The sequence below is a fragment of the Sphingomonas sp. EC-HK361 genome (assembly GCF_902498785.1).
Lineage (GTDB): Bacteria > Pseudomonadota > Alphaproteobacteria > Sphingomonadales > Sphingomonadaceae > Sphingomonas.
On sequence record NZ_LR701492.1, the window covers coordinates 157,616 to 176,073 of the forward strand.

General features: G+C 67.1%; 15 protein-coding genes. 10 read left to right on the top strand and 5 right to left on the bottom strand.

The annotated features are described in order from the left end of the window. Positions 1–9: 9 nt before the first annotated feature. Positions 10–1,095, bottom strand: coding sequence for an NAD(P)/FAD-dependent oxidoreductase (locus BOS5A_RS01150; RefSeq protein WP_151953381.1), 1,086 nt, complete (start codon positions 1,093–1,095; stop codon positions 10–12). Next, positions 1,092–2,045 carry an alpha/beta hydrolase gene (locus BOS5A_RS01155; protein ID WP_151953382.1) on the bottom strand — a complete coding sequence of 318 codons (954 nt, stop codon included), beginning with the start codon at positions 2,043–2,045 and terminating at the stop codon, positions 1,092–1,094. Before BOS5A_RS01155 ends, BOS5A_RS01150 begins: the two co-directional genes overlap by 4 nt. A 51-nt stretch (positions 2,046–2,096) precedes the next feature. Here BOS5A_RS01155 and BOS5A_RS01160 point away from each other — a divergent pair, with 51 nt between their 5' ends. The 8 genes from BOS5A_RS01160 to BOS5A_RS01195 all read left to right on the top strand — a co-directional run bounded on the left by BOS5A_RS01160 (position 2,097) and on the right by BOS5A_RS01195 (position 9,670). Next, on the top strand, positions 2,097–2,570 hold the full coding sequence (locus BOS5A_RS01160) for an A24 family peptidase (RefSeq protein ID WP_151953383.1): 474 nt from the start codon (positions 2,097–2,099) through the stop codon (positions 2,568–2,570). A 52-nt stretch (positions 2,571–2,622) separates the two neighbouring features. After that, entirely contained in the window at positions 2,623–3,654 is a 1,032-nt protein-coding gene (gene cpaB / locus BOS5A_RS01165; protein WP_151953384.1) for a Flp pilus assembly protein CpaB, read from the top strand. Position 3,655: 1 nt separating this feature from the next. After that, on the top strand, positions 3,656–5,188 hold the full coding sequence (locus BOS5A_RS01170; protein ID WP_151953385.1) for a type II and III secretion system protein family protein: 1,533 nt from the start codon (positions 3,656–3,658) through the stop codon (positions 5,186–5,188). A 32-nt stretch (positions 5,189–5,220) separates the two neighbouring features. Continuing rightward, positions 5,221–5,853 carry a CpaD family pilus assembly lipoprotein gene (locus BOS5A_RS01175; RefSeq protein ID WP_442800491.1) on the top strand — a complete coding sequence of 211 codons (633 nt, stop codon included), beginning with the start codon at positions 5,221–5,223 and terminating at the stop codon, positions 5,851–5,853. Next, the gene (locus BOS5A_RS01180; RefSeq protein ID WP_151953387.1) at positions 5,853–7,142 is read left to right on the top strand and encodes an AAA family ATPase; all 1,290 of its coding nucleotides are present in this window, start codon (positions 5,853–5,855) and stop codon (positions 7,140–7,142) included. Before BOS5A_RS01175 ends, BOS5A_RS01180 begins: the two co-directional genes overlap by 1 nt. A gap of 37 nt (positions 7,143–7,179) precedes the next feature. After that, on the top strand, positions 7,180–8,148 hold the full coding sequence (locus tag BOS5A_RS01185) for a type II secretion system F family protein (RefSeq protein ID WP_151953388.1): 969 nt from the start codon (positions 7,180–7,182) through the stop codon (positions 8,146–8,148). 13 nt (positions 8,149–8,161) lie between these two features. Continuing rightward, on the top strand, positions 8,162–9,175 hold the full coding sequence (locus BOS5A_RS01190) for a type II secretion system F family protein (RefSeq protein WP_199857159.1): 1,014 nt from the start codon (positions 8,162–8,164) through the stop codon (positions 9,173–9,175). A gap of 81 nt (positions 9,176–9,256) precedes the next feature. Then, positions 9,257–9,670 carry a hypothetical protein gene (locus BOS5A_RS01195; protein WP_151953389.1) on the top strand — a complete coding sequence of 138 codons (414 nt, stop codon included), beginning with the start codon at positions 9,257–9,259 and terminating at the stop codon, positions 9,668–9,670. Positions 9,671–9,679: 9 nt separating this feature from the next. On the opposite strand, the gene ppdK is transcribed toward BOS5A_RS01195, so the two are convergent. From ppdK to BOS5A_RS01210, 3 genes are all read right to left on the bottom strand, one after another. Beyond that, a complete protein-coding gene (gene ppdK / locus BOS5A_RS01200; protein WP_151953390.1) occupies positions 9,680–12,370 on the bottom strand; it encodes a pyruvate, phosphate dikinase in 2,691 nt (896 codons plus the stop codon). Between the two features lie 222 nt (positions 12,371–12,592). Next, positions 12,593–15,013 carry a glycine--tRNA ligase subunit beta gene (glyS, locus tag BOS5A_RS01205; RefSeq protein WP_151953391.1) on the bottom strand — a complete coding sequence of 807 codons (2,421 nt, stop codon included), beginning with the start codon at positions 15,011–15,013 and terminating at the stop codon, positions 12,593–12,595. A 280-nt stretch (positions 15,014–15,293) separates the two neighbouring features. Beyond that, entirely contained in the window at positions 15,294–16,133 is an 840-nt protein-coding gene (locus BOS5A_RS01210) for a glycine--tRNA ligase subunit alpha (RefSeq protein WP_151953444.1), read from the bottom strand. A 149-nt stretch (positions 16,134–16,282) separates the two neighbouring features. Here BOS5A_RS01210 and BOS5A_RS01215 point away from each other — a divergent pair, with 149 nt between their 5' ends. Together BOS5A_RS01215 and BOS5A_RS01220 are read left to right on the top strand one after the other, a co-directional pair. Continuing rightward, entirely contained in the window at positions 16,283–17,191 is a 909-nt protein-coding gene (locus BOS5A_RS01215; RefSeq protein WP_234419141.1) for a TraB/GumN family protein, read from the top strand. A 79-nt stretch (positions 17,192–17,270) separates the two neighbouring features. Then, the gene (locus tag BOS5A_RS01220) at positions 17,271–18,455 is read left to right on the top strand and encodes an acyl-CoA dehydrogenase (RefSeq protein ID WP_151953392.1); all 1,185 of its coding nucleotides are present in this window, start codon (positions 17,271–17,273) and stop codon (positions 18,453–18,455) included. Positions 18,456–18,458 lie beyond the last annotated feature (3 nt).

Sequence of the window (18,458 nt, forward strand, 5' to 3'; positions counted from 1 at the left end):
CGTCTCCCGTTAACACAGGTTAGCGCGAAATCGTGCCGGTGCATAGCGCGCGGGATCGACCGCGCCGGGCGCGTCGCCGAGGATCAGCCGCGCGGCGAGATCGGCGGCGGCGGGTGCGGTCTGGATGCCGAACCCGCCCTGGCCCGCGAACCAGAAGAAGCCCGGCACCGCGCCGTCGAAGCCATAGACCGGCAGACGATCGGGCGCGAAGCTGCGCAGACCCGCCCAGCGCCGCTCAACCGCGGCGACGCGCCAATCGACGACGTGCTCGAACCGGTCGATCGCGACGGCAACATCCATTTCCTCCGGAGCCACATCGATCGCTTCGCTCTCAATCTCGTCATGCGGGCTGAGCCACAGCCGCCCACCCGCTTCCGGCTTGAAGTAGAAATCGCCGCGCAGTCCGGCGATGTGGGGAAGATCGGCAGGCGGGGCCGGTTCGGTCCGCAGCTGCACCATCGTGCGGCGAAAGGCACGGATGCCGAGCGGCGTCACGCCTGCCATTGCAGCGACAGGATCTGCCCACGCGCCCGCCGCATCGACCAGGATATCGGCGGAAAAAACCCCCGCCGCCGTCGTGAGCCGCCAGCCAGCGCCGCCCCGCTCCGCCGATCGGAGCGCAGCGCGAGTTCGAAGCACCGCGCCAGCGCGCCGCGCCCGTGCCAGCGCATCGCCGTGACAGGCACCGACATCGATATAGGCACAGCTCGGCTCGTGCACCCCGATGGTCCATCCGGCGCGCAGGCCGGGAATCCATTCCGCGGGATCGACCTGCGCGAGCGCCACGCCGGTGCCTTCAAACTCGGCGAGCATCGCCTCGGCCAGTGCCGCATCGTCCGCGCCGCCGATATGCAGCGACCCGAGCGGCTCCAGAAAGCCGCCCGCCGAAAGCGCTGGCCCCGATGCGGTCGTCAGCGGCTGGATCGCCGGCCCGCCATAGGTTTCGGACCAGAAGGCGGCGGAGCGGCCGGTGGCATGGTATCCGGGCTGGTCCTCCGCCTCGAGCAGCAGCACGCGCGCGCGGTCGCCGATCCCGGCGGCCAGCGTCGCGCCGGCGATCCCTGCGCCGACGATGGCGATGTCGAAATCGCTCACCGGCCGGTTTGACCGCTAACGGGCGCCCTCGCGTCGAGAAAGGCGTCGATCGCCGCCAGCGCGCAGGTACGCACCGGCTCGGCCTCGCGCAGGATCTCGTGCGCCGATTCGTCACCGAAGCGGACGAGCGCACAGTCGGGCAACTGTCCCGCGACGGCGATCGCCGCCTTGGGATCGACGAGTCCGTCCGCCTCCGCCACCAGCATCGCGATCGGGATGTGCAGCGTCAGCAGCCGCGGATCGCGCTGCTGCGCGCGGGTCGAGGCAAAGGCTTCCGCCAGCCAAGCCCAACTCGGCGGGCCGAGCCGGATATCGGGCTTGGCCTGATACCACCACTCCTCGTCGGTGTAGCGATCATGGTCGTGGGTCAGCAGCGACTCGCGCGACTTGATCGAATGCGGCCGTTCATTGTGTTTCCACGCCCCCCGCGCCGGATCGCCGACGCGCGTCAGCAACCGCGCGAGCCCCTCCCCGCCACGCGCACCAATCGGGCTGTGCAATCCGAGCATCGGCGCGACGAGAACGACCGAATTGGGATCGATTCGCAATTCCAGCAGCGCGCGGAGCACCAGATGCCCGCCCATCGAATGCCCCATCACGACATGCGGACCGGCCCCCGATTTCCAGTCGGCGTAGAAATCAGCGAGGTCGTCGATCCACGGCGCGAAGCTGTCGGCGTGTCCCACATTGGGTGCGGGCGACAGGCGCCCGGAACCGCCCTGCCCGCGCCAGTCGAACGCAGTCACCGACCAGCCGCGTGCATGCCAATGCGCGTAAATCTCGAGATATTTCTCGATGATGTCGCCGCGTCCGCCCTGGAACAGGATCGCCCCGCGCCCGGCAGGCGACGGCCAGTGGAAGCGGCGAAGCGGCCAGCCGTCGCGCGCCGTCCAGCGATCGATCGTGGCGTCTTCGGGATAGGCGCGGCGGAAAACGGTGGCTTTGGTCATCAACCGACGTGGTTACGTTTTGGCAAGCCATCTCGTCTAGGGCTGGATCGGATGGGGTGGGACAATCTTTCCTTCGCGCTGCTCGGCGCGCTTGGCCTTCTGCTGGTGTCGGCAGGGATCGAGGACGCGCGCCTGCGCACCATCGCCAACTGGAAGAACGCCGCGATCGCGCTCATGGCGCCGCTGTGGTGGTGGTCCACCGGCGTCGCGCCCTGGCCCGATCTCGCCTGGCAAGTGGGGCTGGCCCTGCTGGTCTTTGCCGCCTTCTGCGCGGCGTTCCATTTCGGCCAGATGGGCGGCGGCGATGTGAAGCTGATCGGCGCGCTGGCGCTGTGGCTGCCCGCTGTTCCGCTGATGCAGATGCTGCTGGTCATGTCGATCGCGGGCGGAATCGTCACGCTGGTCATGCTGGCGGCAAGTAAGTTTTACAAAAACAGGGGTCCGATCGAGATTCCCTACGGCGTCGCTATCGCAATCGCGGGTCTTCTGTCGATCCGCGAACCACTCCTTAACCAAATTACGTGAATGCTTAAGGCCGGATCAACCGGTTCTGCAGTCCCGAAAGGCATGATGGACCATGGATAGTCGCAAGATCGTCTTGCTGGTGGGGGCGCTGTTCGTCGCCGCACTTACCGCATTCTTCGCGCGCTCCCTCGTCATGGGCAGCGCCGCGCCGCAGGCCAATGCCGCGGTCGCCGCGCCCGTGGTCGATGGACCCGAAGTCCTCGTCGCCACGCGGGCGCTGCCCGTCGGCACCATCCTCGATCCGACCGCGCTGAAATATCAGCCCTGGCCGAAGGAGCTGGTCGATGGCGCCTATTTCCTGAAGCAGCAGACCGACATGAAGTCGCTGCTCGGCACCGTCGTTCGCAATGCGATCACCGCCGGCCAGCCGGTTACTCAGGGCGCGCTCGTCAAGCCCGGCGACCGCGGCTTCCTGGCGGCTGCGCTCGGGCCGGGCATGCGCGCGGTCACCGTGCCGGTCTCCGCCCAGACATCGGTCGCTGGCTTCGTCTTTCCGGGCGACCGCATCGACCTGTTGCTGACCCAGACGGTCGCCGGCGGCGGCGATGGCCCGCCGCTGAAGGCTTCGGAGACGGTCATGCGCAACCTGCGCGTGCTGGCGACCGATCAGCGCACGAGCGACGACAAGGACGAAAAGGGCAACACCGTCGTCCACACCTTCTCGACCGTGACGGTCGAAGCGACGCCCAAGATCGCGGAGCAGATCGCGGTCGCCCAGACGCTCGGGTCGCTGTCGCTTTCGCTGCGTTCGATCGCGGACAATTCCTCGGAACTGGAACAGGCGATCGCCAGCGGCGACGTGAAGGTGCCGGCGGACGGCGACATCAAGGCCGAAAAGGCGATGATGGTCCAGCTCGCCAGCCAGCCGCAGAGCGGCAGCTCGTCCTACGCAACGGGCGCCGACGTGTCGCGCTTCCAGCGCCGCACCGTGCCCGGCAAGAGCGCCGATACAGGGATGATGACCGCAGGCGGCGCGCCTGCACCAGCAGCCTTTCCGGGTGGAGCCACCGCTCCAGTCGGACCCGTCGTGCGCATCGCGCGCGGCAACAACGTGACCGTTCAGCCGGTCGGGGGGAAGAACTAAGATGCGCATCGCGATGAAGCCCTTGGGCTGGACGCTGGCGGCGGCGCTGGTCGCGGCTGGCGGCACCCTGCCCGCAACCGCCCCCGCCCAGGCCGGCACCGGCGCCGGCGGCCCGACCGTCCAGATCGCCACCAACCGCGGCGAACTGATCCGCCTTTCGCGCCCGATGAGCGACATCTTCGTCGCCAACCCGGACATTGCGGACGTGCAGGTGCGGTCGCCGACGTCGCTCTACGTCTTCGGCAAGAAGCCCGGAGAGACGACGATCTCGGCCACATCGAAGGCAGGCGCGGTCGTCTATGCCGCGACCGTCCGGGTCGGCAACAACTACGACTCGATCGGCGGGATGCTCTCGCTCGCCATGCCCGAGGCGCACATCACCGCGACCCCGATGAACGGCCTGGTGCTGCTCACCGGCACCGTCGCCGGCCCCGATGACGGCGCCGAGGCCGAGCGCCTCGTTCAGGCCTTTGTCGGCAAGGACACCCAGATCATCAGCCGGCTGAGGACCGCGACGCCGTTGCAGGTGAACCTGCAGGTCCGCTTCGCCGAGGTCAGCCGAAGCTTCGTGAAGAACATCGGCAGCAACCTGCGTTTCGCCCAGCCTCGCAGCGGCGATTTCACGGCGGTAGGCGTATCCGGCAAGCCGGGCACGATTACCTACGACCCCACGACCGGCAACAAGACCTCAACGTATCAGGAAGGCGCGCAGCGTGGCACGCTCGGCATCGCCGGCCGCCTGCTCGGCGCCGACTTCCTGAGCACGCTCGACCTGGGCGAGACGGTCGGTCAGGTGACGACGCTCGCCAACCCGAACCTGACCGCGCTGTCGGGCGAAACCGGCACCTTCCTGGCCGGCGGTGAAATCCCGATCCCGATCAGCCAGGGACTCGGCGCCGTCTCGGTCGAATACAAGCAATATGGCGTCAGCCTCGCCTATACGCCGACCGTGCTCAGCGACGGTCGCATCTCGCTTCGCGTTCGTCCGGAAGTATCGCAGCTGACCGCCGACGGCGCGGTGCAGCTGAACGGCACCACGATCCCGGCGCTGACCACGCGACGCGCGGAGACGACGGTGGAACTCGGCTCCGGCCAGAGCTTCATGATCGCCGGCCTGCTGCAGAACAGCCACAACAACCAGATCGACAAGATCCCCGGCGTCGGCGACATTCCGATCCTCGGCTCGCTGTTCCGCTCGAACGGATGGAAGCGCAACGAGACCGAGCTCGTCATCGTCATCACCCCGTATCTGGTGAAGCCGGTGAACGCGAACGACATCGTGCTGCCGACCGACGGGTATCAGGCGCCGACCGATCTCGGCCGCGTGCTCCTGGGCCAGCTGGCGTCGGGCAAGAGCGGGATGGACCGGCCGAAGCCGACCATGGCCCCATCGGTCGCCCCGCAGCCGACCTTCGGGGCCGCAGCTCCCGTCGCGCCGGGTGCACCGATCGCGCCCGCCGCAACCACCGATCCGCGCATCGCCGCACCCAAGGGCAAGAAGGGCGCAAGCCCGGCCCCCGGGTTCAGCAACTGATGGCCGCCGAAACGAGGACCGCATCCGCCATGATGAAGCACCTTTCCCTCGCCGCCGTCCTTGCCCCAGCGCTCGCGCTGGGGGCCTGCGCCGGCACCCCCAATCGCGGCCTCGAATCGGTGCACCAGCCGGTCGTCAGCCGTTCCGACTATGCCTTCGACCTGACGGCGAGCGGCAACGGCCTTGCCCCCGGCGAACCGCGCCGGCTCGCCGGCTGGCTCGACTCGCTCCACCTCGGCTACGGTGACCGTGTCGCGATCGACGATCCGGCCGGCTACGGCGCTGCCCGCGCCGATGTCGCGGCGACGGTCGCCCGCTACGGTCTGATCCTCTCCGACGACGCGCCCGTCACCGGCGCGACCGTCGCACCGGGCACGATCCGCATCGTCGTCAGCCGCACCAGCGCGCGCGTGCCGGGCTGTCCCGACATGAGCCGGGTCAGCGGGATCGAGTTCGAATCGAACACCAGCTCGAACCAGGGCTGCGCGATCAATTCGAACCTGGCCGCGATGGTCGCCAACCCTGGCGATCTCGTTCGCGGCCAGCCGGGCAGCACCGCCTATGATCCAGCCGTCGGCACGCGCGCGATCGACGCGTTCCGCAAGGCGACCCCCACCGGCGGCGGCGGCACCACCGTCAAGTCCGAAAGCACCGGAGGCAAGTAATGAACGCTCCATGGAAATCCACCGGCGCGAGCTTGCGTGAACCCTTCGTCGCCTTCGTCTGCGACGAAACGACGGCAGAGGCGCTGCGTCCGATCGTCGCAGAGCAGGGCTGGGCCCCGGAAAAGGTCAACAAGGGCGGTCTGCGCAATGCCGTGCAGACGCTCTCCGTTTCGGCCAGTCCGCACGTGCTGTTCGTCGATCTCGCCGAATCGGGCGATCCGCTGAACGACATCAATGCGCTCGCCGAAGTCTGCGAGCCCGGCACGATCGTGATCGCGGCGGGCCAAGTCAACGATGTCCGCCTCTACCGCGATCTCGTGGCGAGCGGCATCCAGGATTACCTGCTGAAGCCGCTGAACGCGGACATGCTGCGCGACACGTTCGCGCAGGCGCAGTCGATCCTCGCGACGCCGAAGGTCAACGAAGCGGCCTCGGTCCGTCCGCACGTCTCCACCGCGATCATCGGGGTACGCGGCGGTGTCGGCGCCTCGACGCTGGCGACCTCGATCGCGTGGCTGATCGCGCAGAAGGAAAACCGCACCACCGCACTGCTCGATCTCGACGTGCATTTCGGCACCGGCGCGCTGGCCCTCGACCTCGAGCCGGGCCGTGGCCTGACCGACGCGATCGAGAACCCGAGCCGAATCGACGGGCTGTTCATCGAACGCGCGATGGTGAAGGCCTCGGAAAAGCTTTCGGTGCTCTCCGCCGAAGCGCCGATCAACGCGCCGATCATGACCGATGGCGCCGCCTTCTATCAGTTGCAGGAGGAAATGCGCTCCGCGTTCGAAGCGACCGTGGTCGACCTGCCGCGTTCGATGCTGGTCCAGCACCCGCACCTCGCCGCCGACATCCAGGTCGCGGTCGTGGTGGCGGAGCTGACGCTGGCGGCCGCGCGCGACACCATCCGCATCCTGTCGTGGCTGAAATCGAACGCCACCCAGGCGCAGGTCGTCGTCGTGGCGAACCGGATGCAGAGCGCCGGCCAGATCGAGATCACCCGCAAGGACTTCGAGAGCTCGATCGAGCGCAAGATCGATTTCGTCATCCCGCTCGACCACAAGCTGGCGGCGCAGGCGGCAAAACTCGGCAAGCCGCTGGCGGAAGCCGGCAAGACATCGAAGACGGTCACCCCGATCGCCGAGATCGCGCAGCGCATCTGTGCTGTGGTCGATGCGGTGGACGGCGGCGCGCCCAAGTCGGCGGGCAACAAGAACGCATCGCTGCTCGGCAAGTTCGCGGACCTGAAGGGGCTGATGCCCGCCAAGCCGAAGCAGCCCAAGAAGTGATGCGCAGCGCCGCGGCGCAGGGTGAGGGAGTGAGCGAATGATGCCGGTGATCGTCCTGGGCGGTGGGCTGTTTGTCATTCTGGCGATGGTCGTGCTCGCCTTTTCGGGGCCATCCACGGCCAAGGCGGGCAACCGCCGGCTCGCGACGCTGCGCGAACGCCACTCGACCGCGCCGCGCGCCGCGATGGAAGCGCAGTTCCGTCGCATCACCGGGCGCAGCGCGACCAAGATGGACGTGGCGGCAGGCCGCTTCCTGCCCAATGTCGCCCAGCTCAAGAAGCGGCTGGCGATGACGGGCAAGTCCTGGTCGGTCGGCCAGTACGGCATGGCGACGCTCGGCATCGCGGTCGTTCTCGCGCTGCTGCTGTCGCTGCGTGGCCTGCCGCTGCTGCTCGCGCTGTTCGTCGGGCTCGGCGTCGGCGCCGGCTTGCCGCATTTCCTCGTCGGTATGTTTATCAAGAAGCGCATCGCGAAGTTCAACGCGAAGTTCCCCGATGCGATCGAACTGCTGGTTCGCGGCCTGCGTTCGGGCCTGCCGATCACCGAGACGATGAGCGTCGTCGCTTCCGAAGTCCCCGGCCCGGTCGGCGAGGAATTCCGCTCGGTGTCCGACAAGATGAAGATCGGCCGGTCGATGGATGCGGCGCTTCAGGACACCGCGGACCGGCTCGGCACGCCCGAATTCCAGTTCTTCGTCATCACCATTGCGATCCAGCGTGAGACGGGCGGCAACCTGGCCGAAACACTGTCGAACCTCGCCAACGTGCTGCGCCAGCGCATGCAGATGAAGCTGAAGATCCGCGCGATGTCGTCGGAATCCAAGGCGTCGGCCTATATCATCGGCGCGCTGCCCTTCATCGTGTTCGGCATGATCTGGATGATCAACGGCAGCTACATGCAGAACTTCTTTAGCGATCCGCGGCTCATCATCGCTGGCTGCGGCGGCCTGGTCTGGATGGCGATCGGCGCCTTCATCATGGCCAAGATGATCAACTTCGAAATCTGAGGGCGGCAGAACCATGGGACCTTCGACAGTGCCCGGCGGCGGCCCGACCCTTCTGGGGATCGACGTCTATTCGGTGGCGACGCTGCTTTCGGGCGTTGCGGCCTTTGCGGTGCTCGTCGCGATCTACGCCGCGCTCAGCGTGCGCGATCCGATGGCGCGGCGCGTGAAGGCGCTCAACGATCGCCGCGAGCAGCTGAAGGCCGGCATCACCGCCTCCACGTCGAAGCGGCGGGCGAAACTCGTCCAGAAGAACGAAACCGCGGATCGCCTGCGCAGCGTGCTGTCGTCGCTGAAGGTTCTGCAGGACGAGCAGGTGAAGGCGGTGCAGGTGAAGCTGCTCCAGGCCGGCATCCGCAAGAAGGAATGGGCGGTGGCGGTCATCTTCGGCCGGCTCGCGCTGCCGATCGTGGTCGGCGGGCTGATGCTCTACATCGTCTACGGCACCGACATGTTCGCCGATTATTCGGCGCTGAAGCGCTACGGCATCGTCGCGGTCACCTTCATCCTCAGCTACAAGGCGCCCGATCTCTATCTCAAGAACAAGGTAACGAAGCGCAGCGGCGCGATCCGCAAGGGCTTGCCCGATGCGCTCGACCTGCTCGTGATCTGCGCCGAGGCTGGCCTGACCGTCGATGCCGCCTTCCACCGCGTCGCGCGCGAGCTGGGCAAGGCCTATCCCGAACTCGGCGACGAATTCGCGCTGACCGCGATCGAACTCGGGTTCCTGACCGATCGCCGTCAGGCGTTCGACAATCTGGCCACCCGTGTCGATCTGGAAGCAGTGCGCGGCGTCGTCACCACGATGGTGCAGACCGAGAAATACGGCACCCCGCTCGCCTCTGCGCTGCGCGTGCTGTCGGCCGAATTCCGCCACGAACGCATGATGCGCGCCGAGGAAAAGGCCGCGCGGCTGCCGGCGATCATGACGGTGCCGCTGATCCTGTTCATCCTGCCGGTGCTGTTCATCGTCATCCTCGGCCCGGCAGCCTGCTCGATCAGCGACTCGTTCATCCACGGCGGACATTGATCCTGCGTCCGGGCCTGCTGCGGCGGGCCCGGAACGCCTGAGCGCGGCGATAGTTGGGTTCCCGTAACAGGAGCTTCTACGATGCTTTTCACCACCCCGACGCAATATGCCGCCCTTGCCGTCGCGCTGATCGCGGGATGGCTGTTCGGGCTGGCCAGCCATCCCGGCGGCCGCCGCTGGAAAGAGCGCTATGCCCAGGAGCGCGAGGCGCATGCACTGGCGCGAAAGGACGCCGATGCCCGCGTCGCCGCGGAGCGCGACACCTATGCCGGCACGCGCAAGGAGCATGACGCGGCACTCGCCGCCGAGCGTGCGCGTGCCGACGAGCTGGAGCGCGAGAACAACCGGCTTGCAAAGGCTGCACCGGTGACCGCCGCGACGATCGCGCCGCGTGACCGCGCGGTGCCTGCGGACCGCCCCCTCACCGAGACACGCCCTTACCGCAATCGCGGCGGCTGGTTCGGCCGCGGCAACCGCATCGGCACTAACGGCTGACGCAACCGATCAGCGCGCCTTCAGCGCCGCCTGCGCCGCGGCAAGGCGCGCGATCGGCACGCGGTAGGGCGAGGCGCTGACGTAATCGAGCCTGACGTCTTCGCAAAAGGCGATCGACGCCGGATCGCCGCCATGTTCGCCGCAAATGCCCAGTTTCAGCCCGGCGCGCGCCGCGCGGCCGCGTTCGGCGGCCAGTTTCACCAGCTCGCCGACACCGTCCACGTCGATCGAGACGAACGGATCCTTGGCGTAGATCCCCTGTTCGACATAGCTGGTCAGGAATCGTGAAGCGTCGTCGCGGCTGACCCCCAGCGTCGTCTGGGTCAGATCGTTGGTCCCGAACGAAAAGAACTCCGCGCTCTCGGCGATCTCGCCGGCGCGCAGCGCCGCGCGGGGTAGCTCGATCATCGTGCCGACGAGATAGTCGAGTGCGTGGCCGCGTTCGGCGAACACCGCCTCGGCGGCCTTGTCGACGACCGTTTTCATCAGATCGAGCTCGCGTTTCGTCGCGACGAGCGGGATCATCACCTCGGGAATCGGAGCCTCGCCTGACTTGTCCGCCACGTCGAGTGCCGCCTCGAAGATCGCCCGCGCCTGCACCTCGTAGATTTCCGGATAGGTGACGCCGAGCCGGCAGCCGCGATGGCCGAGCATCGGGTTGAACTCGTGCAGTTCGCTCGCGCGGCGTTTGAGCTGATCCACGCTCACCCCGGTCGCGGCCGCCACGTCGGCGAACTCGGCTTCCTCGTGCGGCAGAAACTCGTGGAGCGGCGGATCGAGGAGGCGGATCGTCACCGGCAACCCTGCCATCACCTCAAAGATCTCGGTGAAATCCTTGCGCTGTTCGGGAAGGAGCTTCTCCAGCGCGGCGCGCCGGCCCTTCTCGTCGGTCGCGAGGATCATCTGGCGGACCGCGGTGATCCGCGACGCCTCGAAGAACATATGTTCCGTCCGGCACAGCCCGATGCCTTCCGCACCGAACTCACGCGCGGTGCGGCAATCGGCAGGCGTCTCGGCATTGGTGCGCACCTTCAGCCGGCGCGCGACATCCGCCCAGGCCATCAGCGTGCCGAAATCACCGGAGAGCTCGGGCTGGACGGTCGCGACACTGCCGATCATCACTTCGCCAGTCGTGCCGTCGATGGTCAGCGTATCACCCTCGCGCACCTCGCGCGCGCCGACGCGCATCACCCTCGCCTTCGCGTCGATCGAAAGCGTACCCGCGCCCGAAACGCACGGCCGACCCATGCCGCGCGCGACGACGGCGGCGTGGCTGGTCATCCCGCCGCGCGCGGTCAGGATGCCCTTGGCCGCGTGCATGCCGTGAATGTCCTCGGGGCTCGTTTCGGTGCGCACCAGGATCACCGCTTCGCCGGCCGCGGCGCGCTTCTCCGCGGTATCGGCATCGAACACGACCTTGCCCGACGCAGCGCCCGGCGAGGCTGGCAAACCCTTGGTCAGCACGTCACGCGTCGCATCGGGATCGAGCGTGGGATGGAGCAGCTGGTCCAGCGCAGCCGGATCGACGCGCAGCACCGCCTCGTCGCGGGTGATCAGCCCCTCGCCCGCCATGTCCACCGCGATCTTCAGCGCGGCCTTGGCGGTGCGCTTGCCGGAGCGCGTCTGGAGCATCCAGAGCTTTCCCTGCTGCACCGTGAATTCAATGTCCTGCATGTCGCGGTAATGGTCTTCCAGCCGGTCGAACACCGCCGCAAGCTCGGCATAGACCGCGGGCATCGCCTCTTCCATCGACGCCGGCTTGGCCCCCGCCTCCTCGCGCGCCTTCAGCGTCAGATATTGCGGCGTGCGGATGCCGGCGACGACGTCTTCGCCTTGCGCGTTGATGAGGAACTCGCCGTAATATGCACGGTCGCCTTTGGACGGATCACGGGTGAAGGCGACACCGGTCGCCGAGGTTTCGCCCATATTGCCGAAGACCATCGCCTGCACGTTGACCGCGGTGCCCCAGTCGCCGGGGATGTCGTTCAGCCGGCGATAGACCTTCGCGCGCTCCGACTGCCACGATCCGAACACCGCGCCGACCGCGCCCCAGAGCTGGTCGTGCACGTCCTGCGGGAAGGGCTTGCCCCATTGCTCCTCGACCAGACCCTTGTAGGTCGCGACGAGCGCCTTCAGGTCGTCGGCGGTGAGATCGGTGTCGAGATAATAGCCGTTATCCTCCTTCGCGATCTCCAGCGCTTCCTCGAACGCACCGTGATCGAGCTCCAGCACGACATCGGCATACATCTGGATGAAGCGACGATAGCTGTCCCAGGCAAAGCGCGCGTCGCTCGACACGGCGGCCAGCCCCTCGACGGTCGCGTCGTTCAGCCCGAGGTTGAGGACGGTATCCATCATCCCCGGCATCGACACCCGCGCGCCCGAACGGACCGAGACGAGCAGCGGATCGGCCGCGTCGCCGAAGCGCTTGCCCGTCACCGCCTCGATATGCGCGAGGCCGTCTGCGACCTCGGCACGGAGACTCTCGGGAAACGCCTCGCCCTCGTCATAATAGCGCGCGCACATCGCGGTAGAGATGGTGAAGCCCGGCGGCACCGGCAGTCCGATCGACGCCATCTCGGCCAGGTTCGCGCCCTTGCCGCCGAGCAGGTTCTTGTCGCCCTTCCCGCCATCGGAAACGCCGCCGCCGAAGCGATAGACGTAGCGCGCCTCCGGTGCCGGGTTCGCTGCGGTCGCCATCGTCACGCCTCCTCACATACGTATGTTGTGCACCGCACCACACGCTTTGCCGGGGGTTTGCAAGCCCTGTTTGGCGTGCGCAGCGGCTGTAATCGGTTACGCTCCCTGCGCCCCGTGCCGGAAAGCGGACGGAGTGGATTCAGCTCATCTTTCAATAGCTATGCAAGCGCGCAAACGGCGAGGCGCCGGGTATTCGGAAAAGGAAAGCGCGGCGTTTTCGGCTCAGCCCTCGATCCGCGAGAAGTCGGCGACACCGTGCACCGCCGAACGCACCCGCGCGAGCAACGCCAGCCGCGCGTCGCGTTTCGCGGGATCGGCGTCGTTCACCGTCACATCGGTGAAGAACGCGTCGATCGGCGCACGCAGCGTCGCGAGCGCGGCCATCGCCCCGGCGAAGTCCTCCGTCGCTACGGCTGCAGCGGCTTGCGGCTCGGCAGAGTCGAGCGCGGCGATGAGCGCCGCCTCCGCGGGCTCTGCGGCGTAGCCTTCTCCCCTCCCTGGAAGGGAGGGGTCGGGGGTGGGTCGGCCCGTGGCTGGCGCATCGTGGTCCGGCGACGCACCCACCCCCGGCCCCTCCCTGCGTGCAGGGAGGGGAGCAATGCCCTCCTTCTTCAGAATATTCGCCGCACGCTTGTAGCCAGCGAGCAGGTTCGCCCCATCCTCGGTCGCGACGAACGCCTGCAGCGCATGGACGCGGGCGAGCAGCCGGACGAGGTCATCCTCCCCACCGAGCGCGAACACCGCGTCGATCAGGTCATGGCGAACCCCGGCTTCGCGTTGCTGGACTTTGAGGCGGTCGGCGAAGAAGTCGAGGAGGTTATCAGCCGTTGAAACCGCGTAGCTCAGAATTTCTTGGACTGCGGTGCGAGTAGCAGGAATCTCTTCGAGAACCGCCGCATCGACGGTCGTTGTAAGCGCCTTAATTAGCAGCCGATCCGACCGTTCGAACAAATCGCGCCTGATACCATCGCCGGCCGGGAAGTTGCGCGCGCCAAGCGGCAATGCATGCTTCGCCAACATGTATCGCAGACAGATCCTGACCCTACTTGCGAATAGCAATTGCAAAACGGCAATCGCTGCGCGGCGAAGTGCGAAAGGGTCTCGCGATCCGGTCGGAGGTAAATCCTCGCCGAAGAATCCAACCAACGTATCCAGCTTGTCCGCCAGCGACACCGCCACCGTCACCGGATCGATTGGCACGTCGTCGCCCTGCCCCACCGGCCCCTCGACTTTGCTCGGGACAGGCTTGTAGTGGTCGCGGATCGCGTCCGCGACGCGGGGGTCCTCGCCCTGCGCGCGGGCGTAGTAGCCGCCCATCACGCCCTGCAGTTCGGGGAACTCGCCGACCATGCCGGTGACGAGATCGGCCTTGGCGAGCCGCGCGGCGCGTTCGGCGAGGTCGGCCAACTCTCCCCTCCCTGGAAGGGAGGGGGCGGGGGTGGGTCGGCTCGTGGTTGGCGAAGCGATCTCCCCGAGCGCACCCACCCCCGGCCCCTCCCTGCGTGCAGGGAGGGGAGACGAGCCGACGATCCCTTCTTCCACCAGCCAGCGCGCGAGCTTCGCGACGCGGTCGACCTTGTCGGCGACGGTGCCGAGCTTGTCGTGGAAGACGATCTTCTCGAGCTTCTTCGCCTGATCCTCGAGCAGCACCTTGAGATCGGTGTCGTAGAAGAACTTCGCATCCGAAAGCCGCGCGGCGAGGACCTTGCGGTTGCCCTCGACGATCTTCGCGCCGCCGTCCGACGCGTCGATGTTGGCGGTGCAGATGAAGGCATTCGCAAGCGCCCCGGCGCCGTCGCGGCACACGAAATATTTCTGGTTCACCCGCGCGGTGAGCTGGATCACCTCCGGCGGCACGTCGAGAAAGGCTTCGTCGAAACGGCCGAGCAGCGGCACCGGCCATTCGGTGAGGCCGGCATTCTCGACCAGCAGCCCTTCATCCTGGACGAGCTCGAGCCCGGCCTTGCGCGCCGCCATCGTCGCGCCGAGCGCGATGATCGACCGGCGCTCGTCCTGATCGACGATGACATGCGCGTCGCGCAGCTGTTCGACATAGGCGCCAGCACCGGTGAGGGCGATCGTGCCGGGGCTGTGGAAGCGGTGGCCGACGGTGGCGTTGCCGCTGGCGATTCCGGCGATCTCGAAAGGCACCACCGCACCGCCCAGCAGCGCGACGATGCCTTGCAGCGGGCGGACCCAGCGCAGCGATTCGGTGGAGGCGGACGCCTCGCCCCAGCGCATCGACTTGGGCCAGGGGAAGGCGCGGACGATCGCGGGGATTGCGGTGGCGAGCACATCAGCGGTCGCGCGACCGGCACGCTCGATCACCGCGAACCACACGCCGTCGCGATCGACGAGCTGGTCCTGCGTCAGCCCGGTCTTGCGCAGAAATCCCTCCAGCGCCTGCGGCGTCGCGGACGTGCGCGGGCCTTTCACGTCCTCGGCGGTCGCTTCGGCCTGCTCCGGGAGGCCATGCGCGATGAGCGCGAGACGGCGCGGGGTGGCGTAGGTGGTGATGCGCTCGGCCCTGAGGCCGGCGGTGGCAAGTTCTGCGGTAAAGAGGCGGGCCAGGTCCTCGCGCGCTTTCGCCTGCATGCGGGCGGGGATTTCTTCGGAGCGGAGTTCGAGGAGGAAGTCGGTCATTTTGATTCACGCGGAGGCGCGGAGACGCGGAGAGAAGAAGATGCGGCACGAGACAGGGCGCGAAGCCTGCCTTGAGCTTCGTCGAGGGGGCGCAAAGATAGAGGGTGTCGATCGTCGCGCGTCAGCGCGACCTTATCGCTTGCCAGGCGCGAGTGATTTGAAAGCCGCTGGCGCGGCAGACACACCACCTCCGCGTCTCCGCGCCTCCGCGTGAAACTCTTCGTCTTTGCGCCCCTTCGACGAAGCTCAGGACAGACCTGGCACCTTGGCGTGAGCACGCTCACGCCGCCCATCCGTTCTTCGTCATCCATGCCGCGCACGCCCCCTTCGCCAAGTCGCGCACCCGTCCAATATAGGCTTGGCGTTCCGCGACCGAGATCACGCCGCGGGCCTGAAGCAGGTTGAAGGTGTGGCTCGCCTTGATCGCCTGTTCATAGGCCGGGATCGGCAGATCAGCGGAGAGGCAATTCTCGCACTCGGCCGCCGCCTTGCGGAACAGGTCGAACAGCGTGTCGGTATCGGCGATCTCGAAGTTCCACTTCGACATTTGCTTCTCGTTTTCGAGAAACACGTCGCCATAAGTCACGCCGGCATCATTGAAAGCCAGATCGTACACGCTGTCCTTGTTCTGGATATACATCGCCAGCCGCTCGAGCCCGTAGGTCAGCTCGCCCGCGACGGGCTTGCAGTCGAAGCCGCCCATCTGCTGGAAATAGGTGAACTGCGTCACCTCCATGCCGTCGCACCAGACTTCCCAGCCGAGCCCCCATGCGCCCAGCGTCGGGCTTTCCCAGTCGTCCTCGACGAAGCGGATGTCGTGGAGCAGCGGATCGATGCCGATCGCCTCGAGCGAGCCGAGATAGAGCGCCTGGAGGTCGGGCGGGCTCGGCTTCAGGATCACCTGATACTGATAATAATGCTGGAGCCGGTTGGGGTTCTCGCCGTAGCGGCCATCGGTGGGGCGGCGGCAGGGCTGGACGAAGGCGGCGTTCCACGGGTCCGGCCCGAGCGCGCGCAGCGTCGTCGCGGTGTGGAACGTGCCGGCGCCCATCTCCATGTCGTAGGGCTGGAGGATCAGGCAGCCGTGGCGGCTCCAATAGGCGTGGAGCGCGAGGATCATCGCCTGGAAGGAAAGCGGCCGGGTCGGTGTCGCGTCTGTCACGCGCGCGGCTTTGGCGGATGGCCGGCAAGGAGGCAAGTGGCCGGTTGTGGCGTATTAACCCAGGCGCCCCTACATCCACGCGGTTCGAGACAATCCAGGACCCGTCCGTGACCGCACATCCGCTCAAGACCCTCGGCCGCGCCGCCGCCCTCCTTCTCGCCACCGCATCGCTCCCGGCCTGCGCCCAAACCGCGCCCAGGTCCGCCAACGATGCCGATCCGGCGCTGTGGGTGGTGAAGGACCAGGACACGACGATCTACCTGTTCGGCACCGTCCATGTCCTGAAGCCAGGCCTGACCTGGTTCGACGAGGCGGTGAAGACCGCGTTCGACAAGTCCGACACGCTCGTCCTCGAACTCGTCATGCCCGATACCGCGACGATGCAGGGGCTGGTGCAGGCAAAGGGCGCGAACCCGACCGGTCCGACGCTCACCGAGCGCCTGCCCGCCGACAAGCGCCCGGTGTTCATCAAGGCGGTGACCGATCTCGGCCTGCCCGCCACCGCGCTCGACCGGGTGAAGCCGTGGCTGGCCGCGACGACGCTGTCGGTCGTGCCGCTCGGCAAGCTCGGCTACGATCAGGCGAACGGGCCGGAGGAGGTGCTGACCACCGCCGCCAAGGCCGGGAACAAGCGGATCGAGGGGCTGGAAACCGCCGAACAGCAGCTCGGCTATTTCGCGGGGCTTTCGGATACCGCGCAGCTATCGTTCCTGACGAGCACGCTCGACGAACTGCCCAAGCTGGGTTCGACGATGAGCGAGATGGTCGACGACTGGGCGGCGGGCGATCCCGACAAGCTGGCGAAGCTGCTGAACGAGGACCTGAAGACGACGCCCGAACTCGGCAAGGTGCTGCTCGCCGATCGCAACGCGCGCTGGGCGAAGTGGATCGAGGCACGGATGGCGAAGCCGGGCACCGTCTTCGTCGCGGTCGGCGCGGGGCATCTGGCGGGCAGCGAAAGCGTGCAGGCGATGCTGGCAAAGGACGGGGTGAAGGCGACGCGCATCGCCTATTGATCTGCGGTTCGGCCGTGCGGCGGGGGTGGACTTTGCCCCCCCGCCGGCCTTACCGCGTCCGATCAAAGGAGACACGCACATGGCCGGCATGGGCCCTTTCGACTGGTCGGACCCCTTCCTTCTCGACGAGCAGCTGACCGACGACGAGCGGATGATCCGCGACACCGCGCGCGCCTATGCCGAGGACAAGCTCGCGCCGCGCATCATCGATGCGTTCGCCAACGAGCTTACCGATCCGGCGATCTTCCGGGAGATGGGCGAACTGGGGCTGCTCGGGCCGACGATCCCGGAGGAATATGGCGGCGTCGGCGCGTCCTACGTCTCCTACGGACTCGTCGCGCGCGAGGTGGAGCGGATCGACTCGGGCTACCGATCGATGATGAGCGTCCAGTCGAGCCTCGTGATGTTCCCGATCAACGAATATGGCTCGGAAGCGCAGAAGCGGAAATATCTGCCGAAGCTCGCGACAGGCGAATGGATCGGCTGTTTCGGGCTGACCGAGCCCGATGCGGGCTCCGACCCCGGCGGCATGAAGACCCGCGCGACGAAGGTCGACGGCGGCTACCGGATTTCCGGGTCCAAGACGTGGATCAGCAACTCGCCGATCGCCGATGTCTTCGTCATCTGGGCGAAGAGCGACGCGCATGGCGGCGGCATCCGCGGGTTCGTGCTCGAAAAGGGCATGAAAGGGCTGAGCGCGCCGAAGATCGAGAACAAGTTGAGCTTGCGCGCGTCGATCACCGGGATGGTGATGATGGACGAGGTCGAGGTCGGCGAGGACGCGCTGCTTCCCGATGTTCAGGGACTGAAGGGTCCGTTCGGCTGCCTCAACCGCGCGCGCTACGGGATTTCCTGGGGCGCGATGGGCGCAGCGGAGTTCTGCTTCCACGCCGCGCGGCAATACGGGCTGGACCGCGCGCAGTTCAACAAGCCGCTGGCGGCGAACCAGCTTTACCAGAAGAAGCTGGCCGATATGGAAACCGAGATCGCGCTTGGGTTACAGGCGAGCCTGCGGGTCGGGCGGCTCATGGACGAGGGGCGGTTCGCGCCGGAAATGGTCTCGATCGTCAAGCGCAACAATGTCGGCAAGGCGCTCGATATCGCGCGGATGAGCCGCGACATGCACGGCGGCAACGGGATTTCGGGCGAGTATCAGGTCATGCGGCACCTGATGAACCTTGAGACGGTGAACACCTATGAAGGCGCGCATGACGTGCATGCGCTGATCCTTGGCCGCGCGATCACGGGGATCGCGGCGTTTTGATCG